Annotated in this window: 25 protein-coding genes and 1 tRNA gene; 18 read left to right on the forward strand and 8 right to left on the reverse strand. The window is 63.7% G+C overall.

Translation table 11 applies throughout. The features are described 5' to 3' along the window. Window positions 1-66 precede the first annotated feature (66 nt). A complete protein-coding gene (locus ACE04A_RS00580; protein ID WP_259249384.1) occupies window positions 67-510 on the forward strand; it encodes a MaoC family dehydratase in 444 nt (147 codons plus the stop codon). A gap of 212 nt (window positions 511-722) precedes the next feature. Here ACE04A_RS00580 and ACE04A_RS00585 read toward each other — a convergent pair whose 3' ends face one another. Both ACE04A_RS00585 and ACE04A_RS00590 read right to left on the reverse strand, forming a co-directional pair. Beyond that, on the reverse strand, window positions 723-1,916 hold the full coding sequence (locus tag ACE04A_RS00585; protein ID WP_259249383.1) for an acyl-CoA dehydrogenase: 1,194 nt from the start codon (window positions 1,914-1,916) through the stop codon (window positions 723-725). 132 nt (window positions 1,917-2,048) lie between these two features. Next, window positions 2,049-3,731 (reverse strand): thiamine pyrophosphate-binding protein, encoded by a 1,683-nt coding sequence (locus ACE04A_RS00590; protein WP_485819785.1) that lies wholly within the window; start codon window positions 3,729-3,731, stop codon window positions 2,049-2,051. A 136-nt stretch (window positions 3,732-3,867) separates the two neighbouring features. On the opposite strand from ACE04A_RS00590, the gene ACE04A_RS00595 reads away from it, so the two are divergent. The 3 genes from ACE04A_RS00595 to ybaK are packed head-to-tail and all read left to right on the forward strand — an operon-like array spanning window position 3,868 to window position 6,366. Beyond that, window positions 3,868-4,782, forward strand: coding sequence for a LysR substrate-binding domain-containing protein (locus ACE04A_RS00595; protein WP_448717738.1), 915 nt, complete (start codon window positions 3,868-3,870; stop codon window positions 4,780-4,782). Window positions 4,783-4,835: 53 nt separating this feature from the next. Beyond that, complete coding sequence (gene xerD, locus ACE04A_RS00600) at window positions 4,836-5,819, forward strand: site-specific tyrosine recombinase XerD (RefSeq protein ID WP_471645388.1); 984 nt, start codon at window positions 4,836-4,838, stop codon at window positions 5,817-5,819. 58 nt (window positions 5,820-5,877) lie between these two features. Further along, window positions 5,878-6,366 (forward strand): Cys-tRNA(Pro) deacylase, encoded by a 489-nt coding sequence (ybaK, locus tag ACE04A_RS00605; protein ID WP_100854909.1) that lies wholly within the window; start codon window positions 5,878-5,880, stop codon window positions 6,364-6,366. Window positions 6,367-6,388: 22 nt separating this feature from the next. Here ybaK and ACE04A_RS00610 read toward each other — a convergent pair whose 3' ends face one another. Further along, complete coding sequence (locus tag ACE04A_RS00610; RefSeq protein ID WP_279995301.1) at window positions 6,389-7,099, reverse strand: GntR family transcriptional regulator; 711 nt, start codon at window positions 7,097-7,099, stop codon at window positions 6,389-6,391. Between the two features lie 15 nt (window positions 7,100-7,114). Beyond that, a complete protein-coding gene (locus ACE04A_RS00615; RefSeq protein WP_438858193.1) occupies window positions 7,115-7,612 on the reverse strand; it encodes a V4R domain-containing protein in 498 nt (165 codons plus the stop codon). Between the two features lie 227 nt (window positions 7,613-7,839). Between ACE04A_RS00615 and ACE04A_RS00620 the strand changes: the two genes are divergently transcribed. From ACE04A_RS00620 to ACE04A_RS00645, 6 genes are read left to right on the forward strand one after another with little or no spacing between them, the layout of a single operon-like run. Beyond that, a complete protein-coding gene (locus ACE04A_RS00620) occupies window positions 7,840-9,402 on the forward strand; it encodes an ABC transporter substrate-binding protein (protein WP_448717740.1) in 1,563 nt (520 codons plus the stop codon). Continuing rightward, on the forward strand, window positions 9,402-10,418 hold the full coding sequence (locus ACE04A_RS00625; RefSeq protein ID WP_447990912.1) for an ABC transporter permease: 1,017 nt from the start codon (window positions 9,402-9,404) through the stop codon (window positions 10,416-10,418). Before ACE04A_RS00620 ends, ACE04A_RS00625 begins: the two co-directional genes overlap by 1 nt. Then, window positions 10,418-11,314, forward strand: a complete 897-nt coding sequence (locus ACE04A_RS00630; protein WP_448717741.1) for an ABC transporter permease — start codon at window positions 10,418-10,420, stop codon at window positions 11,312-11,314. The genes ACE04A_RS00625 and ACE04A_RS00630 overlap by 1 nt, the downstream gene beginning before the upstream one ends. A 3-nt stretch (window positions 11,315-11,317) precedes the next feature. Further along, on the forward strand, window positions 11,318-13,261 hold the full coding sequence (locus tag ACE04A_RS00635) for an ABC transporter ATP-binding protein (RefSeq protein WP_448717743.1): 1,944 nt from the start codon (window positions 11,318-11,320) through the stop codon (window positions 13,259-13,261). Window positions 13,262-13,290: 29 nt separating this feature from the next. Continuing rightward, complete coding sequence (locus ACE04A_RS00640; protein ID WP_448717744.1) at window positions 13,291-14,604, forward strand: aromatic ring-hydroxylating dioxygenase subunit alpha; 1,314 nt, start codon at window positions 13,291-13,293, stop codon at window positions 14,602-14,604. Next, on the forward strand, window positions 14,601-15,107 hold the full coding sequence (locus tag ACE04A_RS00645) for an aromatic-ring-hydroxylating dioxygenase subunit beta (protein ID WP_447990906.1): 507 nt from the start codon (window positions 14,601-14,603) through the stop codon (window positions 15,105-15,107). Before ACE04A_RS00640 ends, ACE04A_RS00645 begins: the two co-directional genes overlap by 4 nt. On the opposite strand, the gene ACE04A_RS00650 is transcribed toward ACE04A_RS00645, so the two are convergent. Together ACE04A_RS00650 and ACE04A_RS00655 are read right to left on the reverse strand one after the other, a co-directional pair. Further along, on the reverse strand, window positions 15,060-16,118 hold the full coding sequence (locus ACE04A_RS00650) for an NADP-dependent oxidoreductase (protein WP_448717745.1): 1,059 nt from the start codon (window positions 16,116-16,118) through the stop codon (window positions 15,060-15,062). The genes ACE04A_RS00645 and ACE04A_RS00650 overlap by 48 nt on opposite strands. Before the next feature lie 180 nt (window positions 16,119-16,298). After that, a complete protein-coding gene (locus tag ACE04A_RS00655) occupies window positions 16,299-17,216 on the reverse strand; it encodes a LysR family transcriptional regulator (RefSeq protein WP_448717746.1) in 918 nt (305 codons plus the stop codon). Window positions 17,217-17,356: 140 nt separating this feature from the next. On the opposite strand from ACE04A_RS00655, the gene ACE04A_RS00660 reads away from it, so the two are divergent. The 4 genes from ACE04A_RS00660 (at window position 17,357) to ACE04A_RS00675 (ending at window position 20,757) form a co-directional block, all read left to right on the forward strand. Further along, complete coding sequence (locus ACE04A_RS00660) at window positions 17,357-18,295, forward strand: dihydrodipicolinate synthase family protein (protein ID WP_448717748.1); 939 nt, start codon at window positions 17,357-17,359, stop codon at window positions 18,293-18,295. Between the two features lie 96 nt (window positions 18,296-18,391). Beyond that, the gene (locus ACE04A_RS00665; protein WP_448717749.1) at window positions 18,392-19,360 is read left to right on the forward strand and encodes a Bug family tripartite tricarboxylate transporter substrate binding protein; all 969 of its coding nucleotides are present in this window, start codon (window positions 18,392-18,394) and stop codon (window positions 19,358-19,360) included. Beyond that, on the forward strand, window positions 19,350-20,054 hold the full coding sequence (locus ACE04A_RS00670) for an SDR family NAD(P)-dependent oxidoreductase (protein ID WP_448717751.1): 705 nt from the start codon (window positions 19,350-19,352) through the stop codon (window positions 20,052-20,054). Before ACE04A_RS00665 ends, ACE04A_RS00670 begins: the two co-directional genes overlap by 11 nt. Window positions 20,055-20,178: 124 nt before the next feature. Further along, the gene (locus ACE04A_RS00675) at window positions 20,179-20,757 is read left to right on the forward strand and encodes a DJ-1/PfpI family protein (RefSeq protein WP_259249374.1); all 579 of its coding nucleotides are present in this window, start codon (window positions 20,179-20,181) and stop codon (window positions 20,755-20,757) included. A 24-nt stretch (window positions 20,758-20,781) separates the two neighbouring features. On the opposite strand, the gene adhP is transcribed toward ACE04A_RS00675, so the two are convergent. Next, complete coding sequence (gene adhP, locus ACE04A_RS00680; protein ID WP_259249373.1) at window positions 20,782-21,807, reverse strand: alcohol dehydrogenase AdhP; 1,026 nt, start codon at window positions 21,805-21,807, stop codon at window positions 20,782-20,784. Between the two features lie 246 nt (window positions 21,808-22,053). Here adhP and ACE04A_RS00685 point away from each other — a divergent pair, with 246 nt between their 5' ends. Further along, window positions 22,054-22,443, forward strand: coding sequence for a ribbon-helix-helix domain-containing protein (locus ACE04A_RS00685; RefSeq protein ID WP_100854924.1), 390 nt, complete (start codon window positions 22,054-22,056; stop codon window positions 22,441-22,443). A 93-nt stretch (window positions 22,444-22,536) separates the two neighbouring features. Here ACE04A_RS00685 and pbpG read toward each other — a convergent pair whose 3' ends face one another. Then, window positions 22,537-23,772: a D-alanyl-D-alanine endopeptidase gene (pbpG, locus tag ACE04A_RS00690; RefSeq protein WP_447990895.1), complete on the reverse strand. Its 1,236-nt coding sequence runs from the start codon at window positions 23,770-23,772 to the stop codon at window positions 22,537-22,539. Between the two features lie 331 nt (window positions 23,773-24,103). Here pbpG and ACE04A_RS00695 point away from each other — a divergent pair, with 331 nt between their 5' ends. From ACE04A_RS00695 to ACE04A_RS00705, 3 genes are all read left to right on the forward strand, one after another. Further along, the gene (locus ACE04A_RS00695) at window positions 24,104-24,385 is read left to right on the forward strand and encodes a type II toxin-antitoxin system Phd/YefM family antitoxin (protein WP_100854926.1); all 282 of its coding nucleotides are present in this window, start codon (window positions 24,104-24,106) and stop codon (window positions 24,383-24,385) included. Beyond that, window positions 24,382-24,702: a type II toxin-antitoxin system RelE/ParE family toxin gene (locus ACE04A_RS00700; RefSeq protein ID WP_279995314.1), complete on the forward strand. Its 321-nt coding sequence runs from the start codon at window positions 24,382-24,384 to the stop codon at window positions 24,700-24,702. Before ACE04A_RS00695 ends, ACE04A_RS00700 begins: the two co-directional genes overlap by 4 nt. A gap of 119 nt (window positions 24,703-24,821) precedes the next feature. Then, window positions 24,822-24,896 (forward strand) — tRNA-Arg (locus ACE04A_RS00705). The last annotated feature ends 71 nt before the right edge of the window (window positions 24,897-24,967 follow it).

Raw genomic sequence — 24,967 nt, forward strand, 5'->3', positions numbered from 1 at the left:
GTGACATACGTGAAAAGCACGGCGCGCCTTGAGCGCGCCGTTTGTTTTTACGGGGGGAAAAAATAAATGAAGTTCGCTGAATTCAAAGACGGCATGTTGATCAAGGCCGGTCCAGTCACCATCACGGAAGCCGAGATCCTGGAGTTCGCCCGCAAGTACGATCCCCAGTGGTTCCACACCGACCCGCAACGCGCGGCGGAAGGCCGCTGGGGTGGGCTGATCGCCAGTGGTTGGCATACGTGCGCGCTGGCCATGCGCATGGCGGTGGACGCGGCGCTGCATGATTCGGAATCGTTCGGTTCGCCGGGCTTGGGGGAAGTGCGCTGGCGCACGCCGGTACGTCCGGGCGATACCTTGCGTTTGGAGGCGCGTGTGCAAGGCGCAAGAACGTCGTCGTCACGCCCGGATCTGGGGATTATCACGTGGTCCTGGACGGTGATCAATCAACACGACGAAGGCGTGCTGGAAATGGACGCGACGAGTCTGTTTGATTTGTCGGGGGAGAATTAGGCGGGGATGGGGGTGATGGGTTTGCGCGATGGCGGGCTGTGATTTTGGCGGATGCATCGCGCGCCGCACCGCGTTGTAGGATGGGTGGAGCGCGGAAATGTCGGGGCAAGGACCCTGTCGTATAGCGCGCGTAACCCATCAACCGGCGCCACCCAAAAAAAATCCCGCTTTCATCGCGAAAGCGGGATTTTTCATTCAAGCCTGACCAGCGATCAATAGAACGCCTGGATGCCCGTTTGGGCGCGGCCCAGGATCAGGGCGTGCACGTCGTGGGTGCCTTCGTAGGTGTTGACCACTTCCAGGTTCACCAGGTGGCGGGCCACGCCGAATTCGTCGGAAATGCCGTTGCCGCCGAGCATGTCGCGCGCCAGGCGGGCGATGTCCAGGGCCTTGCCGCAGGAATTGCGCTTCATGATGGACGTGATTTCGACGGCGGCGGTGCCTTCGTCCTTCATGCGGCCCAAACGCAGGCAGCCTTGCAGGGCCAGCGTGATTTCGGTTTGCATGTCGGCCAGCTTCTTCTGGATCAGCTGGTTGGCGGCGAGCGGGCGGCCGAATTGCTTGCGGTCCAGCGTGTACTGGCGAGCCGTGTGCCAGCAAGCTTCAGCGGCGCCGACAGCGCCCCAGGCGATGCCGTAGCGGGCGGAATTCAAGCACGTGAACGGACCCTTCAGGCCGGACACGCCGGGCATCATCTGGTCTTCGGACACTTCCACTTCGTCCATGACGATTTCGCCGGTGATCGACGCGCGCAGGCCGACCTTGCCGTGGATGGCCGGGGCCGACAGGCCCTTCATGCCCTTGTCCAGAATGAAGCCGCGGATCTTGCCGTCGAAGTCGCCGCCCACGCACTTGGCCCACACCACGAACACATCAGCGATCGGCGAATTCGTGATCCACATCTTGTTGCCGGAAACCTTGTAGCCGTCGGACGTCTTGACGGCGCGGGTTTCCATGCCGCCGGGGTCGGAACCGTGGTTGGGTTCGGTCAGGCCGAAGCAGCCGATCCACTCGCCGCGAGCCAGCTTGGGCAGGTACTTCTGCTTTTGCGCTTCGCTGCCGAATTCGTTGATCGGCACCATCACCAGCGACGACTGCACGCTCATCATCGAGCGGTAGCCGGAGTCGATGCGTTCGACTTCGCGGGCGATCAGGCCGTAGCTGACGTAGTTCATGCCGGCGCCGCCGTATTCTTCAGGAATGGTGGCGCCCAACAGGCCCAGTTCACCCATTTCCGAGAAGATTTCCGGATCGGTCTTCTCGTTGCGGAAGGCGTTCAGCACGCGGGGGGCAAGCTTGTCCTGCGAATAGGCATAGGCGGCGTCGCGCACCATGCGTTCTTCTTCGGTCAGTTGCTGGTCCAGCAACAGGGGATCTTGCCATTGAAAAGAAGGATTCGAGGACATGCTGGGTCTCCGCTATGGATCCGTATTCGGAATCTAGAAAGTTTAAACCTAAAATAATTCGGGCGGCAAGTTCGGGTTTCCGAGGGCGGCGCGCCTGGGCGCACCGCCGTGTTTGCCGGCCCGGTCGAGGGTTCAGTGCTGAGCTTTCAGCGCCGCGTCGCGGATCTTTTCCAAGGTCGTCGACGGGGTGATGGTTTCGGGGTCGATGAAGCAATGCAGGATGGCGGGCTTGCCGCTGGCCAGCGCGCGTTCGAACGCCGGGCCGAACTGTTCGGTGGTTTCGACGCGCTCGCCGTGGCCGCCGAAGGCGCGCGCGTAATCGGCAAAGTCCGGGTTTTTCAGTTCAGGCGCGGACCCGCGGCCGGGGTAGTGCTTTTCCTGGTGCATGCGGATGGTGCCGTACATGCCGTTGTCCACCAGCACCACGACGATGGGCAGGTCGTACTGGACGGCGGTGGCGAATTCCTGGCCATGCATCAGGAAGCAGCCGTCGCCGGCAAAGCAGACAACCGTCTTATCGGGCCAGACGCGCTTGGCGCCCACCGCCGCGGGCAGGCCGTAACCCATCGAGCCCGACGTCGGCGCCAATTGCGTGCCAAAGCGCGTGAAGCGGTGGAAGCGATGCAGCCAGGTGGCGTAGTTGCCCGCGCCGTTGGTCATGATGGCGTCGGCCGGCAGCGTCTTTTCCAGATACGCCATCACCTGGCCCATTTGCAGCGCGCCCGGCGTCGTGACGGTTTCCGGGTCGCTCCACTTCAGGTACGACTCGCGCATGGCCTGCGTGCCTTCCGCCCACACGGGCTTGGCGGGCGCCTTCAGGCTACCCAGCGACTCGGCGAATGCGGAGGGCGACGTGTTGATGGCCAGCGTGGCGCGGTAGACGCGGCCCAGCTCGGCGGTGTCGGGATGCACGTGCACCAGCTTCTGCTTGGGCACCGGAATGTCCAGCAGCGTGTAGGCCTGGCTGGGGTTTTCGGACATGCGGCCGCCCACCAGCAGGATCAGGTCGGCATCGGCCACGCGCTTGAGCAGCGTGGGGTTGATGCCCAGGCCCACGTCGCCGATGAAGCAGGGGTGATCAGCCGGGAACAGCATCTGGCGGCGGAACGACACCGCCGTGGGCAGCGCGTGGCGCTGCGCGAAGTCGGCAAACTGCTGCACCGCGCGGGCATCCCAACGCGTGCCGCCCAGGATGGCGACCGGATTCTTGGCGTCGGCCAAGAGCTTTTCCAGGTCAGCCAGCTGGCCGGCCGTGGGCGCGGATTCAATCAATTCGTAGCGCGGGGCGTCGGCCACCTTGGCCGCTTCCACCAGCATGTCTTCCGGCAATGCGATCACGACAGGGCCGGGGCGGCCGGACGTGGCGATGTGGAACGCGCGCGAGATCAGTTCGGGAATGCGTTCCACCTGATCGATCTCGGTGACCCACTTGGCCTGCGTGCCGAACACGGCGCGGTAGTCCATTTCCTGAAAGGCTTCGCGTTCGCGCATGCCCCGTTCGATCTGGCCCACGAACAGAATCAGCGGCGTGGAATCCTGCTTGGCGATGTGCACACCGGCCAGCGCGTTGGACGCGCCCGGGCCACGGGTGACCATGCAGATGCCGGGTTCACCGGTCAGCTTGCCGTGGGCGTCGGCCATCATGGCAGCGCCGCCTTCCTGGCGGCACACGGTAACTTTGATATCCGCGTCGTGCAGGCCGTCCAGCACCGCCAGATAGCTCTCGCCCGGAACGCAGAAAACGTGTTTGACGCCCTGGGCGACCAGTTGGTCGACCAGAATGTGACCGCCAAGGCGGGAATCTTGCTGAGACATGGTGGGGTGTCGTGGGTAGCCGAGGATAAGACCTTTGAGGATATGTGCCCTGGCCGCACAACGCAATTGATAAAATTGCACAATCTATTGATTCCCCGGCACGTAGTGCCCGTTGGCTTTCAGGCAGTTTTGCTCCATGAGAAACGGCATTCCCAACTTGACCGCCCTGCAGGCGTTCGAGGCATCGGCCCGGCTGGGCAGCTTTTCCCGCGCCGCCGAAGAACTGTCCCTGACACATAGCGCCGTCTACCGGCAGGTGGCCAGCCTGGAAGCGCGGCTGGGCGTGCAGTTGTTCACGCGCGTGCGGCGGCGCATTGTGCTGACCGATCACGGCGCCGAATACGCCGGCCGGATCCGTCACCATCTGGATCAGATCGAAAAAGACACCTTCGGCCTGGTCAGCCGCACGGGCATGGGCCGCAGCATTCACATTGCGGTGGTGCCCACGCTGGCCACCACCTGGCTCATCCCGCGCCTGGCGGACTTCCAGAATGCGCACGCGGACATCACCGTCAGCCTGTCGGTGCGCACCCTGCCGTTCCAGTTCAAGGACCAGCCGTTTGACGGCGCGCTTTATCACGGCGACGGCTTGTGGCCCGGCACCCAGGGCGGGTTGCTGTTTCCCGAGCGTGAACTGGTGCCCGTTTGCGCCCCCGCGCTTGCTGTGCGCGCCGCCAAGACGGCCGAGGCCGGCGTCAGCGTGCTGGCCGGCATGACGCATTTACACCTGGCCTCGCGGCCGGACGCCTGGCGCCAGTGGTACGCCGCCAACAACCATCTATATGGTCCCCAGGCCGCGGGCGGCCCGCGTTATGAGCTGTTCACCATGGTGATGGCGGCCGTGCAGGCTGGCTTGGGCGTGGGGCTGATGCCGCGCTTTCTGGCCCAACCCGCGCTGGATCAGGGCACGCTGGCCATGCCGGTGCCGCAATCCCTGACGGTCAGCCAGGGCTATTACTTCGGCTATCCACAACGCAGCGAGCGGTCGGATGCGCTCAAGCTCTTCGAAACCTGGCTGAAGTCCGCGGCGGCGGGGGTGGGGGAACGATGAAGGCCATGACGAAGGGAACACCGAGGCAAACAGCGAAGGAAGCGCCGCAGGGCATGACGACCGCCCGCCCACCGCTTGCCTCCCAAGCCGATATCGACGCCTTCATCGACGCTGTATGGCTGGAAGACGGCTTGTCGGCCAACACGCTGGCCGCCTACCGCCGCGACCTGACCGGTTTCGCCCGCTGGCTGGAAGACCCGGAAGCCTATGCCCGCGAAATGGCCGATCGCCATGGCGATGCGGCAAGCGCCCAAGCACTGCCCGTGGGGCCGGCCAAACCGCTGTGCGACGCGCAAAAGGCCGACATCGAAGCCTGGTTCTCCTTCCGCCACGAAGAAACCCGCGCCACCACCGCCAACCGCCGCCTGGCCGCGCTGCGCCGCTTCTTTGCCTGGGCGCTGCGCGAACATCGCTCGGAACGCGACCCCTGCCTGACCCTGATCGCCGCCAAGCAGCCGCCGCGCCTGCCCAAGACCCTGTCCGAGCAACAAGTGGACGCCTTGCTGCGCGCGCCCGACGTGACGCAGCCGCGCGGCCTGCGCGACCGCGCCATGCTGGAAACGCTGTACGCCACCGGTTTGCGTGTGTCCGAATTGGTGGGCGTGCGCGCGCTGGACGTCAGCCTGAATGAAGGCGTGGTGCGCGTGGTGCTGGGCAAGGGCGGCAAAGACCGCCTGGTGCCGCTGGGCGCCGAGGCGGCCCACTGGATCGACCTGTATTTGAAGACCGCGCGCCCCGAACTGGCGGCCGGCCGCCAGAGCGATGCGTTGTTCATCACCGGCCGCGCCGAGGCCATGTCGCGCCAGGCGTTCTGGCAGTTGGTAAAGAAGTACGCCTTGCTGGCCGACATCCACGCGCCACTGTCGCCGCACGTCTTGCGCCACGCCTTCGCCACGCACCTGCTGAACCATGGCGCCGACCTGCGCGTGGTGCAGATGCTGCTGGGCCACGCCGACATTTCCACCACGCAAATCTATACCCACGTCGCGCGCGAGCGCCTGAAGGCGCTGCACGCCGCGCACCATCCGCGCGGCTAGACGCCCGCGACGACGTTCCCTTTATTCATTCTGATCCTTCATTCTGATCCGGCAAACCATGAGCAAAGCCCGCCACGTATCCGAAACCCCCGCCACGCAACTCCTCAAGCAGCACAAGGTGCCCTACACCGAACACACCTACGACTACGTGGACCACGGCGGCGCGGGCGAAGCCGCCCGCCAGTTGGGCCTGGACCCGCACGCGGTAGTGAAGACGCTGGTGATGGAAGACGAATCCGCCAAGCCGCTGATCGTCGTCATGCATGGCGACCGCGAAGTCTCCACCAAGAACCTGGCGCGCCAGGCGGGGCTGAAACGGGTCGAGCCCTGCAAGCCCGAGGTGGCGCAGCGGCATTCCGGTTACCAGGTGGGTGGCACGTCGCCCTTCGGCACCCGCAAGAAGATGCCGGTGTGGGTCGAGGCCGACGTGCTGACTTACCCCGTGGTCTATATCAACGGTGGACGCCGGGGTTACCTGATCGGCATTGACCCCAATGCGCTGGTGACGGTGCTGGGCGCCAAGCCGGTGTCCGTCGCGTTGGAGTAGGGCGACGACGGCTGCGCACAAGCTAGGCGCGGGTCGTGGCCTGCTCTTGGGCAGATTGCTCCAGCATTTTTTGATAGGCGCTGTAATAGCAGGCCGCCGCTGCGCGGGCGTGGCCCAGCATGCGGATGCGCACGAGTTCGGTGTCGCCGGATAGAAAGGCTTCGTACAGGCCCCGCATGCCCTGAAGGATGATGCTGCGGATTTCTTTGTCGTCCATCGTCACCAGTCGCACCACCTGCACGTGATCGATATAGCGCGAGATCACCTCCGCCAGCTCGCGGTTGGGCACCATGGTCAGCCAGGCCCACCGGAAGTGCGCGTTGCTACGCATGAATTCGTCGATGTCGGTGCGGGCGTGTGCGTCTTCGGCGCGCTCCAGCGCGGCCTTCATGTCGGCCAGGCCCTTGGGGCCGGCATGAACCGAAGCCGCGGCGGCCGCGGCGGGCTCAAGCAGCGTGCGGATTTCGAAAATCTCGTTCATCTCGCCCAGCGTGAACCGGCGCAGCACGAAGCCGCGCGCCGTGCCTTCCAGCAAGCCTTCGCTCTTGAGTTGCATCAGCGCTTCGCGCACGGGCATGCGCGACACCTCGAGCTCTTCGGCAATGTCGTGATCCACCAGCCGGTCTTCCAGACGGATCAGGCCCATCTGTATGCGCTCTCGGACGATGCCGTACACCTGTTCGCGCAGGTTCGGCTTGCGCGCCGTGTCTCTTGTTGTGGTTTTTGCCTTCATCACTGCCTGCCGGCCTTAATCGTTTTGCGCCAGAAACTCGCAACAAGGCGCGCCCATGCTGGCGCACCTGGTTTCGCGAAACGTGCTTGCCTTGCCCGCGATCAATGCGCTGACGGCCTCCAGCATACCTGTAATCGCATGGCAGACCGGGCGGTCGGATGCGGTGACGGCCATCGCGAACGGACTGTTGTCCACCTCTAGCGCAAGTGCCTCCGCGCCCTCCATCTTGAAGCGCCAGACGCCCCAGCCCAGGTCGGCGGCGGCTTGCGCCATCACTTGCAGGAAATGTGCCCGGTCAGGCGTGCCCTGCGCTTGATATGCCCGCGCGGACGCGCCGCCATGTGCGCGCACCGATGCCTGCAAGCTGCAAAGCGCCGCGTGACGTTGCGCGGGGGGCAGGGCGGTGAACAGGCCCATCAGCACGTCCGCGCGCAGCATGACGTAGCGGCGGTCGGCGTCATGGATGGCGCCCGCGTCAGGGTTCCACACAAGGCGTTCTTGAAGTTGTCCCATTTGATCTGTTCCAAGGCCGGTTGGGTGATGGAGGGATGGCGGGGTAGCGGCCGCCAAGGCAGGGGTTATCCCTTAACAATATATTGTTTTAAGTTGCTATAAGCCGCTGATACTAGGGTAAATAATTAGTTTAAAGTTCAAGTACTAGTGCTTAAATTCACAACAGTATACTGTTCGCGCGGCGGTGCCGGGCGCCTTTGCAACGATTCCGATATCGGAGGCCGTTCATGTTTGACGCATGGTGGGTACGGGGGTTGGGCAGGACTTTGTTGTCCTGTCTGGTAGTGGTCAGCGGTGGGCTATTCGCCGCGTCCGCCTGGGCGCAGGCGGACAAGCCGGCGGCGCCGTCGGAAGAGTTGAAAATCGCGTATCCGGTGGACGTGCCCTCATGGGATCCCACCGCTGTCACGTTCCCGGCGGGGCAGTCGCTGTACAAAGCGGTCTTCGATTCCGCGCTGTTCATAGACGGGAATCTGAAGCTGCAGCCGGCGCTGATCAAAAGCTGGCGCTGGCTGGACGACAAGAACATGCGCTTGGGCATCGTGCTGCGCGACGATGTGACCTTCCACGATGGCTCCAAGCTGACGACCGACGATTTCAAGTTCAGCTTCCTGGACCGTCCCAAGCAGGACAAGCGCCTGGCCATCAACGGCTTCTTCGGCGCACTGCAAGACATTCAAGTCGCCAGCCCCACCGAAGCCACGATGGTGTTTTCCACACCGACCCCCACGGCGCCGAACTACCTGGGCTTTCTGACCTCGTACATCCTGCCCCACGCCTACTTTGAAAAGGTGGGTGAAGATGGTTTCCAGGCCGCGCCTATTGGCGCCGGTCCGTACAAGATCGTGCGCTATGAACGCGGTTCCCGCGTGGTGCTTGAGGCGTATGACAAATACTGGGGGCCGAAACCCGCCATCAAGCGCGTGGTGTTCGAGTTCGTGCCAGATTCGTCGGCGCGCGTGGCGATGCTGGAATCGGGCAGGGCCGACGTCGCGGTGCAGATCCCGCTGCGCGAAGTGAACCGCCTGAACAAAAGCCCCGCGCTGAAGGCCGAGGTCTATCCGTACAGCGAGATCTTCATTCTGCAAATTCCCAGCTATGTGCCGGAATTCCAGAACGAGCACGTGCGGCGCGCCCTGCACCTGGCCATCAACAAGCAGGCCATCTCCAAGGCGTTCTACGCCAACGTGGCCAAGCCGCTTTCCGTGTTGGCCACGCCCGGGTCGCCGGGGGACGTGGCCGGGTTCAACTATGCGTTCGACAAGGCCGCGGCGCAGGCCGAGCTGGCTCGCGCGGGATACGGGCCGGACAAGCCGTTGAAGATCCAGTTCCTGTCGACCAATAACACCTTTCCCAGCGACTACGAAATGGCGCGCGCCATTGTGCAGATGTGGTCGCAGATTGGGGTGCAGGCCGATCTGCAAGAGATCACGCTGGCAAAGTACCTTGAGCTGAGCCATTCATCGAAGGTGCCCGGCGTCATGCTGTATAGCTGGGCCAACGCCACCGGCGACCCCGAAATATTCGCCGGCAAGATCCTCGACCCGCGCCTGCGCTTTTCCACGTGGAAAGAACCGGAGCTGGCCAGGACCATCGACGCGCTGGCGGCCCAGGCCGACCCTGACAAACGCATCCAGGGCTACCGCGACCTGGCGCGCCTGGCAACCGAACACGCCTGGAGCCTGCCGCTGCTGCAATCCGTGGCCACGGTGGCGTCCAAGAAATCCGTGGACATGCAGGTCTATCAAACCGGCTACATCTTGCCCGCGACCTATCGCTGGGGCCGCTGATGTGGGCAGCGCTGGTATCCCATTTTGTGCGGCGGCTGGCGGTGGCAGTGCCCACCATGCTGGCGCTGTCCGTGGTGGTCTTCGTGGTGCTGCGGTTATTGCCCGCGGACCCCTTGGGCATGATGCTGCCGCCCAGCGCAACCAGCGCCGAAGTCGAGGCATTGCGGCACACGATGGGGCTGGACCGGTCCCTGATCGTGCAATACGGCATCTGGCTCGGGCAGGTGTTGCACGGCGACCTTGGGCGTTCCATCAGCTCCGGCGTGCCGGTCACGCAGTTGATCGCCACCACCTTGCCGGCCACGCTGGAGCTATCGATCGTGGCGCTCATCATGGCGCTTGCCATCAGCGTTCCGGGCGGCTTGCTGCTGTACGTGCTGCATGATCGCCGCGGCGAACTGATTGCCGACACGGGGCTGGTGCTGCTGATCTCCATTCCCGGGTTCCTGTGGGGAATATTCCTGATGCTGGGCTTTGGCGTGCATTGGCCCATCCTGCCGTTCTCCGGCAGATTCAGTTCGGACGTGGCCATGTCGGGCCCGACCGGCTTTGTGCTGCTGGACTTCCTGTTGCAGGGACGCTGGGCGGCATGGGGCGACGCGGCGTCCCATCTGGTGCTTCCGGCCCTGGCGTTGGCGTTGGGTTTCAGCCCCTTGATCGTGCGGGTGCTGCGCGCAAGCCTGCTGGAAGCCAGCCACGAACAATACGTGTCCGTCGCGCGCCTGCGCGGGCAACCCGAGCGGCGCGTGATTCTGCGGCACATGCTGCGCAACGCGTTCTTGCCCACGCTGACCCTGATCGGCGTGCAGTTCGGTTTTCTGTTTGGCGGCACCTTGCTGATCGAGATGATTTTCTCTTTCCCCGGCATGGGCAACATGATGGTGCAGGCGGTGCGCAACCATGACCTGCCGCTGATCCAGGGCATTTCGCTGGTCTTTTGCGCGGTGATCCTGCTGATCAACGCCAGCGTCGACTGCTTGTACGCCGTGATCGACCCCCGCTTGAGAGACCTCTGATGACGACGCTGAATTTTCACGCGGCCCCGTTTGCGGCCCGCTTGTCTGGCTGGTGGGTGGCCCTGCGCGCTTCGCCCAAGGCCGCGTTGGGCGGGGCGATTGTGCTGGCGCTGCTGGCGGTGGCGTTGTTTGCGCCCGCCATCGCGCCGAACGATCCGTTGGCGCAGGACCTGCTGTCTCCCTTGTTGCCGCCGGCCTGGGCGGCGGATGGGTTGTTGCAATATCCACTGGGTACCGACAGCCTGGGCCGCTGCGTGTTGTCGCGCCTGATCTTCGGCACGCGCGTGGCTTTGTGGGTGGGCCTTTGTGCGGCGACAGGCGCGATGCTGGTTGGCTGCACCCTGGCCCTGGTGGCCGCTTATTTTGGCGGCCGCGTGGACAAGGCAATCGGCTATCTGGTGGACCTGTGGATGTCGTTTCCGCCGGTGGTGCTGTCGCTGATCCTGATGGTGGGCCTGGGCACCGGCGTGGGTAACGTGATTCTTGCCATCGTGTTGGTGGACTGGACGCGGTTTTGCCGGGTCGTGCGGGCCGAAGCCTTGAAGATCCGCCGCAATGACTATGTGACGGCGGCGCGGCTGATGGGCTTCGGCCATATGCGCGTCATGCTGCGCGAGATGCTGCCGGGCCTGGTGCCCTTGATCCTTACCTTGTTCAGCCTGCAGATCGGCATCGCCATCATTGTCGAAGCCATCCTCAGCTTTGTCGGCCTATCGGTGCCCGCCGACGTCGTCGCCTGGGGCGTCATGATTGCCGACGCCCGCGGCACCATGCAGGAAGCCATCTGGACCCTGATCGCGCCGGTGACCGGCATTGTGTTGACGGTGTTCGGATTCAATTTGCTCAGCGACGGCATGCGCCAGATGCTGGATCCGCGCAAGCGTGGAAGGAACTAGGCCATGTCGCTGTTGAGCTTGCAGAACCTGACGCTTACCGTGAACGTCGACGTGGGCGGCCAGCGCCTGCCCGCCGCCGTCTTGCGCGGCATAGATCTGGATGTTCCCGAAGGCCGCATGTTGGGCCTGGTGGGCGAATCGGGCGCGGGAAAAAGCATGATTGGCCGCATGGTGGCGGGCAACCTGCCACCCGGGTTCACGATCACGCAAGGCGCCATTCATTTTCGTGGCACCGATTTGAACCAGCTTCCCACCGCGCAACGCCGCGCAATGTTGGGGCGCCAGATTGCGTTCATTCCGCAAGAGCCGCTGTCGGGCCTCAACCCCGCGCTGACAGTGCGCCAGCAACTGTTCGAGCACCTGCGCCATGTGGGCATACCGGCTGCGCGGCACGAGTCTTATGCCCGGGAGCGCCTGCACGAAGTCGGCCTGGCCGATGCGGCCGGCATGCTGGCGCGGTATCCGCACCAGATGTCGGGCGGACAGTGCCAGCGCATTCTGATCGCCATGGCGTTCTGCGGCGACCCGGCGCTGATCTTTGCCGACGAACCCACTACTGCGCTGGACGTCATCACCCAAGCACAGATCATGCGGGTGCTGGCGGAACAACAGCGGCGCCATCAAACGTCGGTGGTGTTGGTGACCCATGATCTGCGCTTGGCCGCGCACGTCTGCGATTCGATCGCCGTCCTGTACGCGGGCGAAGTGGTGGAATTCGGTTCGGCGCGCCAGGTGCTGGACGAGCCCCTGCATCCCTACACGCGCAGCCTGAAGGAATCCGCGCCAGGCATGGCGGCACCGACGCAGGCCTTGCGCACCTTGCCCGATTTCATGCCCGGTTTGCGCGACTTCGCCACGCTGCGCGGATGCCGGTTTGCGTCTCGCTGCCCGTCGCGTCAAGAGGTTTGCGGCCAGCGCGACATTGCGTTGCTGGACCGTGGCGGCGAGCGCGCCGCGCGTTGCCTTTCGTCCATTCCGCCTTTGCGCGCCCCGGCTGACGAGGATGGAACCGCGTTCCTGGCGATGCGCGCCATGCCGCCCTCGCGAGCGGAACCGGTGGTGACGCTTAGCGACGTTGCGCTCCGCTATCCCGGGCGCGCGCGTCTGTTCAAAGCCAGGCCCCAATTGCAGATCCTGCAGCCCTTGTCGCTGTCCGTCGCGCAGGGGGAGTTTCTGGGCATCGTCGGTGAAAGCGGCAGCGGCAAGACCAGCCTTGCCCGCCTTATCGCCGGAATGGTTCCGCCAAGCGCGGGGCGCATTGCGTATGCCACGTCCGAGAGTGCCACCGACACGCCGTCTGCAAAGCCGTCGCGGCCGGCCACTGGCCGAGCGCCTCTGGCGGACCCGCACGACGTGCAATTGGTATTTCAGAACCCCGATTCCGCCCTGAATCCCAGGCGCACGGTGGGTTCGCTGGTGACGCAGATTCTGGAAGCCGCGCCCGCTGGTGCGAGCGCCAACACGGGGCGTTCGGCGCGCCTGGAGGCCGCGCTGCGCTTGCTGGCATCGGTCGGCCTGCCGCCGGAGGCCGTGGACCGCCTGCCCTCGCAGCTATCCGGCGGGCAGAAGCAGCGCGTCAACATCGCCCGTGCGCTATGCGTGACGCCGCGCCTGATCGTGGCTGACGAAATCGTCTCGGGTCTTGACGTGTCGGTACAGGCGCTGATCCTGAACCTGTTGTTGCGCTTGAAGCAAGAACTGGGCATTGCGTTGGTGTTCGTGTCGCACGACCTGGCCGTCGTCCGCTATTTGTGCACACGCGTGCTGGTGTTGCACCAGGGCGTGGTCGTGGAACAAGGCCCCGTCGATGAGGTCTTTGAACGGCCTCGGCATCGCTACACCCGCGCGCTGATCGCGGCCGTGCCCCCGGATTCCGCCAGCCGCGCGTGGACGCCGCTTCCCGTTGGCGATACGCCCGCGCCGAACCTGGCGCAAGCGGCTGCTTGACCCCAAACCATGAATGTTCAGGAGACGCTATGAAGGACGGTTCTTTCCAACAGGGGTTCGGGCATCTGGTCGGGCCGGACCAGGTACACCGGGACTTGTATATCGATCCCGATGTGTACCGCGCCGAGCAGACCCGGTTGTGGACGCGCGCCTGGGTGTACGTGGGCCACGAAAGCCAGACGCCCGCCGTGGGCGACTACACCACCACCCACATCGCCGGACAGTCGATGATCATGCTGCGCGCCAGTGCGAACGAGGTGACGGTGCTGATGAACCGGTGCGCGCACAAGGGCAGCCAGTTGGTGCACGAGCACGCGGGTAATTGCGGCAAGGTGTTGCGCTGCCCCTATCACGCCTGGACCTACCGGCTGGATGGCAGCCTGCTATCCATTCCCTTGAAGAACGACTACGAGGGCACGAACCTGTCCGCCTGCCCGTCCGGCAAAGGCCTGGCGTCGCCGGGCGCCTACGTGAACTACAAGGGCTTCGTTTTCGCTCGGATAAGCCAGGACGGCCCGGACTTCGAGTCCTATTTCGGAGAAGCCCTCGCCACGCTTGACAACATGGTGGCGCGCGCGGCGGACGGCGAACTGTCCGTGCTGGGCTCACCCTTGCGCAACCGCATCGGCTGCAACTGGAAGCTCTATCTGGAAAACGTCAACGACACCGTGCATCCCATCTCCACGCACGAATCGGCTGCCAGCGCCGCGAAGCACGTGGCGCAAGACCTGCCCGAAGGCGGCGACACCGTGTTGGCCATGGAGCAATTGCTGCCCTTTGGCGCGGGCTACAGCTTCTATTCGGAGATGGGCGCACGGGTGCTGCCGCACGGGCACAGCATCTTGGGCACGAAGTTCAGCATCCATACCGGCTACGCCCCGCTGCCCGACTATCAAGCTGAACTGGAAGCGCGCCATGGCAAAGAGGGCGCGCAACGGATTCTGGCGTTTTCCCCGCAGAACACGGTGCTTTATCCCAGCCTGGCAGCCAAGGCGTCGCCCATGATCCTGCGCGTGCTGCGTCCGCTGGCGGTCAACGAAACCTTGGTCGAGACCTGGGCTTTCGCGCCCAAGAACGCCCCGGCCCGCCTGCGGCAGCGCGCCGCTTCGTACGCCAGGTTGGTGTTCTCGCCCATGTCGGTGGTCGCGCATGACGACGTGCATCTGTTCGAAAGCCAGCAGCACGGCCTGGCCTGTGACGGTAATGAATGGCTGAGCTTGCATCGAGGCTATCAAGAGGGCGAACTTCATGCCGGCGCCAGTTCAATGGAAAGCGGCAATAACGAGTGGGTCATCCGCAATCAACATCGCGGCTGGCTGAACCTGATGGGAGACGTGGCGTGACAACAGACCTTGCTTCCCCGGATACGGCGGCGCTGCGCGCTTCTCTGAGTGCATTCGTCTACCACGAGGCCATGCTGCTGGATACCCAGCGCTATGACGAATGGCTGTCCTTGTACGCGGAGGGCGGCCTGTACTGGATGCCGCTGTCGCCGGACCAGCCCCTGGGGGACGAGTCGCCGTCCTTGCTCTACGAAGACCTGTTGTTGCTGCGTCTGCGCATGCAGCGGTATGGCAATCCCCGCGCGCATTCCTTGCACCCGACGGTGCGCGGCCTGCGCATCTTGCAGGCGCCGCAGCTCATGGATGGCGAGCCTGGCTCGGCTCTGCACCAGACGCGCACACCCTTCCTGTACGTGGAGACGCAAGGAGACACACAACGCATGTTGGCGGCTACGGCGTATCACACGGTTGAAGGCGCGCCCGGCGCGTTCAGGCTACGCATGAAAAAGGTCGTGCTACTGAACGCCGACGCCAGTCTGCCTGCTATCCAGTTGTTGTTGTAGGGGCGGCGTTGCCCGGACCCTGATCACCACCTTGCCCTTGGCTCTGCCGCTTTCGACATAGGCCAAGGCCTCTTGCACGGCATCCAATGGAAAAACGCGATCGATCTCGGGTTGGATGGCGCCGGATTCGACTAGCCCGGTGATCTGTCGTAGCTGTTCTCCGTGTGCGCGCATGAATACGAAGTCATAGTTGACGCCGAGCTTGGTCGCTTTCCGGCGAACGCGCCAGCTAAGAAACCGCAATGCCTGCTTCAATCCCCAAGACAGCCCTTGTTGTTCGGCGAGGGCGGGCGTGGGTGGACCAGAGATTGAAATCAGTCGTGCTCCGGATCCGGACTTGAGCACCTGAAACGATTTGTCGAGTACGTCCGGCCCCAAGCTGTTGAGGACGACGTCGTAATCGCGCAGTGTCGATTCGAACGCTTGCGTGCGGTAGTCGATGACAACGTCGGCACCCAGGCCCTTCACCCAATCGACGTTGCGAGTGCTGGTCGTTGTTGCGACAAAAGCGCCCAGGTGCTTGGCAAGCTGGATGGCGATCGTTCCGACACCACCGGACCCTGCGTGTATGAAGACTTTTTGCCCTGGTTTCACCTGTGCGGTCTCGACCAGCACCTGCCAGGCGGTCAGCGCTACCAAGGGCAGCGAGGCCGCCTGTTCCATGTCCAGGTTGCGGGGTTTGAGGGCCAGCGCGTCTTCATTTACCGCGATCAACTCGGCGAAGCTGCCGATGCGATTGTCCGGGGCACGCCCATAGACTTCGTCGCCCGGTTTGAACTGGCGCACATTGCGTCCCACGCCCACGACGACGCCCGCCAGGTCGTTGCCGAGCACCAGGGGGAAACGATAGGGAAGGATGAGTTTGAATTCACCTTTGCGGATCTTGGCGTCCAGCGCGTTGACGCTGGCGGCATGGACCTGCACCAAGACGTCGTTGTCGCCGACAGAGGGCTCGGGCAATTGGCCAAGCTTGCCAACGTCTTTGTAGCGCTCGATGAAAAATGCCTGCATGGTTGCGTAGCCTGTGGCCAGATAAAAGGCCGCGCGCCCGGGTGGCCGCGGTCAACACGAAGCCCGCGCGACGTTGAAATCCATCACGCGGCATTCATTATGATGTCGATCGTAATCTAAACGGTTTTGTGCGGCAAGCGCCGGAAACAGGGCGATGGCGCAATGCCGGGGCGGCCCGGGTTATTCCCGCGGTGGAGGGTTTCCCGCAGCCACCAGTGCCCACAAATTCTCGGCCACGGCAGCCATATCACTAGGCTGCCGAAACAGGCAGATCTCCAGCGGGATGTCCCATTCTTCCCCGCCTGCCCGAATCAAGCTGCCCTGGTGCAGGTCATCGTGCACCAGCATGTCGGGCAGCCAGGCGATGCCTCGCCCCTGTATCGCCATGGATCGCAGCAGCGTGGCATGCGGTCCGACGAACGCCGTCTGGATGCGTTCAACGGGCATCGCCTTGTGCCGCAGTTGGTGGCTGACGATGCGGCCCAGGCCGGATGCGGGGCCATAGGCAAGAAAGGGCACCAGGCCGTCGCCGGCAAGCCGATGCGCGGGTTCGCCGGCAGGGCCGTCGGCAGCAGGCGCGCTGACCGGCACCAGCACGTCCGTGCCCAGATGCACCTTGGGGTAGGGGGCTTCGTCCAGGCGGCTGGCGACTTGCGGATGGCGGTGGCACAGCAGGAACTGGACGCGCCGCTGCGCCATCAGGTCTTCGCAGGCTTGGAAACTGTCGGACATCATCTGGATCGCGCCGACTTCCAGTGCCGATTCCAGCCGGGTCAGCCATTTCGGGAAAAACGTCAACGACAGCAGATGGGTGGCGGCAAACCGCAGGCTGGCGCCTTCCTGGGCGTGGGCGGCCAGCGCCTTGATGCGCGCGGCTTCAAGGTCGGCCATGACCTGCTTGAGCAGCGGCAGGAATTTTCGGCCCGCGGCGGTCAGTTCGGTGGGGTGTGTGCTGCGGTCAAACAGGTCAGCGCCCACCCATTCTTCCAGCGCGCGGATGTGTCGGCTGAACGCCGGTTGCGCGATGGCGCGGGCTTCCGCGGCGCGCGAAAAGCTACCCGTTTCGGCCAGAGAACAAAAGTCTTCCAGCCAATTCATGTCCAGGGGTCGGTTTCCAGGTCCCATGTCAGGTGTGCGCCATGGCAAACATAATTCTATGCGTTTCGAGTATTGGACGACCCCATGGGGGTGCCGCAATCATAACTGCCATTCCCTACCCATAAGATACGGAGACAACGATGGCTTCCATCTCGAATTACCGCGGCATCATCCCGGCAATATCCTGCCCCTTTACCGACGATCATCGTATCGACGAACCCGCCCTGCGCCGTCTGGCCTCGTGGCTGGCGGGACATGATGGTGTTGTCGCCGTCATGACCAACGGGCATACGGGCGAGGTGTTTTCCCTTACCCCGTCGGAACGCGCCCAGGTGACTCGCATCGTGGCCGACGAGCTGCGCGGCAAGTTGCCGGTGATTTCTTCGATTGTCTGCGAAGGCATTGCCGAGGCGCAGGAGCATGCCCGCGCGGCGCGCGAAGCGGGCGCCGCCGCGCTGGACGTCATGCCGCCGCACCACTGGCTGCGCTTTGGCTTCACGCCAGGTCATGCGCTGGAGTATTTCCAGGCGATCCACGAGGCCGCGCCTGATCTTGACCTGGTGTGCCACGTGTATCCGGCGTGGACGCGGGCTTCTTATTCGTCCAAGCTGCTGGGCGACTTGGCCCGCTTGCCCTACGTGCAGGCGTTCAAGGTGGGCCAGCGCGACATGAACAAATATGCGCGCGACATCCAGTCGCTGCGCGACGCCGATGCGTCCAAGGCCATCCTGACCTGCCACGATGAATATCTGCTGGCGTCGATGGTGCAGGGCGTGGACGGCGCGCTGGTCGGCTTCGCCACGTTCATCCCGCAACTGATCAGCGACCTGTGGGATGCCGTCAAGGCAGGCGACCTGAAGCGCGCGCAGCAGGTGCAGGCCTTGATCACGCCGCTGAAAGACGCCGTCTACGGCGGCGGCGAACCCACCGGGGAAGCCCATGCCCGCATGAAGGCCGGCATGTATCTGGCGGGCGTGCTGGAAAGCGCGACCGTGCGCCCGCCTACCGAGGCGCCCAACGACGCCGACATGCAGGCGTTGCGCAACGCGTTGACCGGCGCGGGCTTGCTGGCTCGCTGAAGCACTCGCGTCTGTAGCGGCACGGATGCAACGGGGTGGCATGACGCCAACCCCCTGCACGATGCCGCAAGCAAAATAAATAAGAGGAGACACATCATGCAAAAGAGAATCGCGTCGCGCGCCATGGTCGCGTTGTGCCTGGCTATTGGGGGCGGCGTGGCGCATGCGCAAGACACCTACCCGTCACGGCAGATCCGGTTCGTGATCCCGTTTCCGCCGGGCGGCACGCTGGACATGCTGGGCCGCGACCTGGCGCAGAAGCTCAGCGAACAGACCGGCCAAAGCTTCATCGTGGAAAATCGGTCGGGCGGCAACGGCATTATCGGCGCCGATGTCGTCGCCAAATCGCCGGCGGATGGCTACACCTTGCTGTTCAACGCGTCGACGTTCACGACGGCGCCCATGACCATGAAGGCGGTGCCCTTCGACGTCGACAAGAATTTCGTGCCGGTGGCCATGGCGGGCAAGGCGCCGCTGTCGGTCTCGGTGAAGAAAGACCTGCCCGTTACCGACCTGGCCGGATTGCTGGCCTACGCCAAGAAGAACCCGGGCCAGCTTACCTTTGCCGTGGGCTCCATCGGATCCGCGGGTCACCTGGCCACCGAGCTCTTGAAACGCCAGGGGGGCCTGGACTACATGGTCATCCCCTATCGCGGCACGTCGCCCGCGTTGCAGGATCTGGTGGGCGGGCGCATTGATGGCTTCATCGACCCGGTCCTGGGCGCGGTGTCGTACTACAAAAGCGGCATGCTGAAGATCCTTGCCGTAACGTCTGACGCGCGCCTGCCCAATCTGCCCGACGTGCCCACCGTCAGCGAAGTGTTGCCCGGCTATCAGTTCTACAGTTGGTACGGGCTGTGGGCGCCGGCGGGCACGCCTGGGCCCATCGTCGAGAAGCTGAACGCCGAGGTCAACAAGGCCTTGTCATCCGGCATGACGGCCAAGTACGAACAACTGGGCGTGTCGTTGACGCCGGGGTCGGCCACGGCGTTTGCACGCTTTCAGAAAGACGACATGGCACGGTCGCGCAAGATCATCGAGGAAGGAAACATCCATGTCGAATAATCCGGCGGGCGGACTGGCGGTGGTGACCGGCGCCACGGGCGGTATCGGCCTGGCCATTGTGCAGCGCCTGCTGGACGCGGGCTGGCAGGTGGCCGGCCTGGACATCGGGCCGGCCGTGGCGCGGCACGCGGCCTATCGGCACATCACCGTTGACCTGTGCGATGAAGTCGCGACCCGGCAGGCGCTGGATAGTTGCAAGCAGGCCCGGGCGTTGGTACATGCCGCGGGCATCATGCGGGTGGGGCCCTTGGCGCAGTTGGACCCCGCCGACGGCGAACGCATGTGGAAGCTGCACGTGGACGTTGCCGTCAGGGTGGCCCAGCTACTGACGCCGAACATGGCCGAACGTGGTGACGGCCGCGTGGTGCTGGTGGGTAGCCGGACGGCCCAGGGCATGCCCGGCCGTAGCCAGTACGCGGCGTCCAAGGCCGCGCTGGTGGCGCTGGCGCGCAGTTGGGCGGCGGAACTGGCGTCTCAGGGCGTCACCGTGAACGTGGTGTCGCCGGCCGCCACGCAGACAGGTATGTTGCAGGACCCCGCGCGGGCGGCCAGCGCGCCACGGATGCCGCCGATAGGCAGATTGATCCAACCCGAGGAGGTGGCCGCGCTGGTCGAATTCCTGCTGTCGCCCCAGGCCGCCGCCATCACCGGTCAGGACATCGCAATCTGCGGCGGCGCATCACTGCCGCGCTGAGCGTGTGGTATCCCATTACCACCCCCCGCCCGCCGGACGCGCGCACAATGTCTCCCAGAACATCAAGAACCGGAGCCCCATGCTGGGCGCTGAACCGGGCGCCCTTCATTCCAAGGAGACATTCATGAGCAAACGACTGTTGATGCTGGTCGGCGATTACGCCGAAGACTACGAAACCATGGTGCCGTACCAGACGCTGCTGGCCGTGGGGCACACGGTGCACGCGGTCTGCCCGGACAAGAAGGCCGGCGACACCATTGCCACCGCCATCCACGATTTCGAAGGCGCGCAGACCTACAGTGAAAAGCGTGGTCACAACTTTGCGTTGAACTTCGACTTCGATCGCGTCGAGCCCGCGTCCTACGACGGCTTGGTGATACCCGGCGGCCGCGCGCCGGAATACCTGCGACTGAATGAAAAAGTGCTGGATATCGTGCGCTACTTCGATCAGGCCGGCAAACCCATTGCAGCGGTGTGCCACGGCGCGCAACTGCTGGCGGCGGCCGGCATCCTGAAAGGGCGCACGTGCTCGGCGTACCCCGCGTGCGCGCCCGAGGTGCGGCTGGCGGGCGGCACCTATGCCGAGATCGGTATCGATCAAGCCTATACCGATGGCAACCTGGTGACGGCGCCGGCCTGGCCCGCGCACCCGGCGTGGCTGTCGCAATTCCTGGTGGTGCTGGGCACGAAGATCACGCCCTGATGCGCGGGGCCGCGCTGGATGGGATCAGGCAAAGTCCAGCACGACCCGGCCTTCGATCTGGCCCTGCTTCATGCGGTCGAACACGCTGTTGATGTTTTCCAGCCGATCCGTGGACACCGTGGCGCGCACCTTGCCGGCTTCGGCAAATTGCAAAGACTCTTGCAGGTCCAGCCGCGACCCGACGATAGAGCCGCGCACGGTGACGCCGTTCAACACCATGTCGAAGATCGACAGCGGGAAATCGCCCGGCGGCAGACCGTTCAGCGCCACGGTGCCGCCGCGCCGCACCATGCCCATCGCCTGCTCAAACGCCTTGGGCGATACCGCCGTGATCAGCGCGCCATGCGCGCCACCGATTTCGCGCTTCAGGTAAGCGGCGGGGTCGGTGGTCTTGGCGTTGACGGTGACCTCGGCGCCCAGGCGTCGGGCCAGTTCCAGCTTGCTGTCGTCGATGTCCACCGCGGCCACGTTCAAGCCCATGGCTCGGGCGTATTGCACCGCCATGTGGCCCAACCCACCGATGCCGGAGATGACGACCCAGTTGCCCGGCCGCGTATCCGTCATCTTCAGGCCCTTGTACACGGTGACGCCCGCGCACAGTACGGGGGCAATGTCGACAAAGCTCACGTTCTTGGGCAACAGCCCCACGTAGTCGGCGGCGGCCAGTGCGTATTCGGCGAAACCGCCGTTGACGGAGTAGCCGGCGTTCTGTTGCTGTTCGCACAATGTTTCCCAGCCGCCCAGGCAGTGTTCGCAATGGCCGCAGGCGGAATACAGCCAGGGGATGCCCACGCGGTCGCCTTCCTTCACATGGGTCACCCCGGCGCCCACCGCCACCACGTGGCCCACGCCTTCGTGGCCGGGAATGAAGGGCGGTTTGGGTTTGACGGGCCAGTCGCCCTGGACGGCGTGCAAGTCGGTGTGGCACACGCCGCAGGCTTCTATCTTGACCAGCAATTCGCCCGGCCCCGGGCGCGGCACGGCCACTTCTTCAATCACCAGGGGTTCGCCGAATGCGCGTGCAACCGCGGCCTTCATTGTCTTGTCCATCGTCTGCTCCGAAGTCAGGTCAGTTCTTCTATGCTCGACCGCTTGCGTAGGCGGCACCATGATTTTTATCAATCGGGACCGCATGCAAAGGGTGGGGACAGGTGGCTTCGCGCAACGCGTTGACGGGATCGGGTGTCGGGGACGTAAGCCGCCTGGCGTGTTGCGAGCGCTGCGGCAAACGTCGTAAAGTGGTTCTTCGCGAGGTGGGCCCGGCAGGTGCCCCTGGCCTCTCGTCCGGGAGCTTATATGTGTGAAATCTTCATCCGCGCGAGCGAGCAGTCCTACGCGCCCGAAACCCGTTCGCTGCGCCTGCATGGCGTGGCGACTAGCTTGCGGCTGGAGCAGTTGTTCTGGCAGGTGCTGGAAGAAATCGCGGGGCGCGACGGCATGCGCGTCACGCAATTGATCGAACGGCTGTACGACGAGCTGATCGAATATCGCGGCGAGGCCGCCAATTTCACGTCGTTCCTGCGCGTGTGCTGCCTGCGCTATCAGTTGCTGCAGGCCGATGGGCGCATTCCTCACGATGCTTCGGTGCCGATCCGGTCGCTGAACCCGCAAGCGGTGCTGGAAGGACTGCCGGCATCGATGTACGACGCGGAACCGCTGCGCGCCAAACGGCGCGTCGCCGCCTAGGCTGGTCAAAAAAATAAGGCCCGATCAGATCGGGCCTTATGCATTGTTGCGCGATGTGGGGCCGCCCGCTATGGGTGCCCCCGCCGTCAGTGTTCAGCCCCCGGGCTGTATGGACGCCAGCGCCACTTCGTTTTGTACGATGCGGCGGATGCGCACCGCATCGCCAATGCGCGACAGCTTGCCTTGCGAATCCAGCAGCACGATGGCCAGGTCGCGGCCATTGATGCGCGCCAGCATCACCAGGCACTCGCCGGCCTCGTTGATGTAGCCGGTCTTGGACACCTTGATGTCCCAGTCGGGCTTGCGCACCAGCAGGTTCGTATTGCGGAAGGTTTGCGTGCGGTTGTTGATTTCAACGTCGTACTCGGTGTCGGTCGAGTAGCGATGGATCAGCGGGCGTTGCGACGCCGCGCGCAGCAGGCGGGCCAGATCATGTGGCGACGACACGTTGTCGCTGGACAAACCGGTGGGCTCGATAAAGCGCGTGCTGGTCATGCCCAATGATTGCGCCTTGGCGTTCATGGCGGCCACGAAAGCGGGCAGGCCGCCCGGGTAGTGGCGGCCCAGCGCGTTGGCGGCGCGGTTCTCGGACGACATCAAGGCCAGGTGCAGCATGTCGCCGCGTGACAGCTTGGTGCCCACGCGCAATCGTGACGTGGTGTGCTTGAGGCCGTCGATGTCATCGTCGGTGATCTCAAGCATTTCATCCATCGGCAAGTTGGCGTCCACCACCACAACGGCCGTCATCAGCTTCGAGATGGAAGCGATGGGGCGCACCACGTTTTCATTCTTGGCGAACAGAACGGTGGACGTTTCCAGGTCTTGCACATACGCCGTGCTGGAGCGCAGCGCGGCGGCTTCAGCACGCACCGACGAAGCGGCGGGCGGCATGGCGGCGGATGCCGCCAGGGCCGCGGCGCGTTGCGCGCGGTTCGGCTTGTTGGGTTTGCCACTCTTGCCGGCGGCGCCCTTCTTGGGCGGCGTGCCCTTGGCGGCCACTTGCTTGCCACCCTTGGGCGGCGACTTCTTGGCGGTGGACGACGACTTGGGCGGGGCTTTCTTGGCGCTTGATGAAGATTTGGGAGGCGCCTTCTTGGCGCTGGGGGAGGCTTTGGCAGCGGCTTGCTTGCCGGAGGAACCCTTGCCCGAAGCCGCCTTCGGGGCGGGGGCCTTCTTGGCTTGTTGCGCCTTGCAAGCCGCCGATTTGGCGTTGGTCTTGCAAGGGTCGGAATTTTTCGCGGCTTGCGCGGCGTGGGGCAGGAGCGCGCACATCGCCAGCGCCATGGGCGCTACCGCGTTCGCAATTGCACGTGTCCAGGAAAATGCCATGGTTGAGCAGGCTTATCAGTCTGTGAAGAAGTGTTTCGCAAGCCGGCGTATCGTCGGTTCAGGAAAAGTCCAGATGAATTAGGGGCTTACGCGATGAATTTAAACAGTACATCAAGAGGCGCGCAAGGCGATTCGCGATCTTGTCATAAAAAAATAATAGTGACGCATGTGTCATGGATGCAATTTGTCACAGGCGTGAGGTGAGAAGCTAACGGCTGAACGCGCGTGAGCGTAGCCCGGAATAACCCTCATTTGGCTGAACGTCGGTAATAGCCGTCTTTAGAAGACTAAATTCAGTCTAGAATCAGTCTCATTGGATCCGAGGACAACCATGAAATACTCAACCCAAGTCAAGCCCATCAGCTACCTGAAAAGCCATGCGGCAGAGATCGTCAAGGAGATTTCTGAGAATCGAGAACCGATGCTCATCACTCAAAACGGGGAGGCAAAACTCGTGGTGATGGATGTTCTGAGCTACGAAGAGCAAGAACAAACGATTGCGCTACTGCAACTGTTGGCCCGCGGACGCCGCGAGATTGAAGAGGGCCGGGTCGTTCCAGCTGCCAATGTTTTCGCTCAGATTGAGGCAATGGACAAAGAAGGTTCGGAATGAGCCACCAGGTTGTTTTTCTTCAGTCCGCTGTAGACGATTTGCATGAAATTCGCCGCTACATTAGAAAGCACTTTTCTCAGGCGGTTTGGCAGGCTTCTTATGCCAAGATAAAGAAAGCAATCCTTAACCTCGAGCAGTTTCCGCAGGTCGGCCACGCCCCTCTCGAACTGCCTGCCACGCATTTCCTCGAAATCACCGCTGCGAAGAACCGCGTCATCTATGAGGTGGTAGGGAAGATCGTCTATATCCACGTCATCTGCGACACACGTCAGGACTTCAAGACAAAGCTCGCAAGGCGGCCCGTCCGAACAGGTTAGCCACCTGGCCGGACGCGGACGCGAGCTACATTGCGCACGTGAGTCGTGGGGCCCAATTCATAATCCGCCTTGCGTTGCAGGGTCGTCCCTGAAAAGCGATACAATTCCGCCCGCAGCGTGTCTCCGTAGTTCAACGGATAGAACAAGGACCTCCTAAGTCCTAGATACAGGTTCGATTCCTGTCGGAGACGCCAGCTTGTCTTTCTGCTTCTGTTTCCAGCCAGGCCATTCGCGCCTGTCGCCTATTCCCCACTCTGAAATCTGA

Source organism: Achromobacter colocynthidis (genome assembly GCF_057334535.1).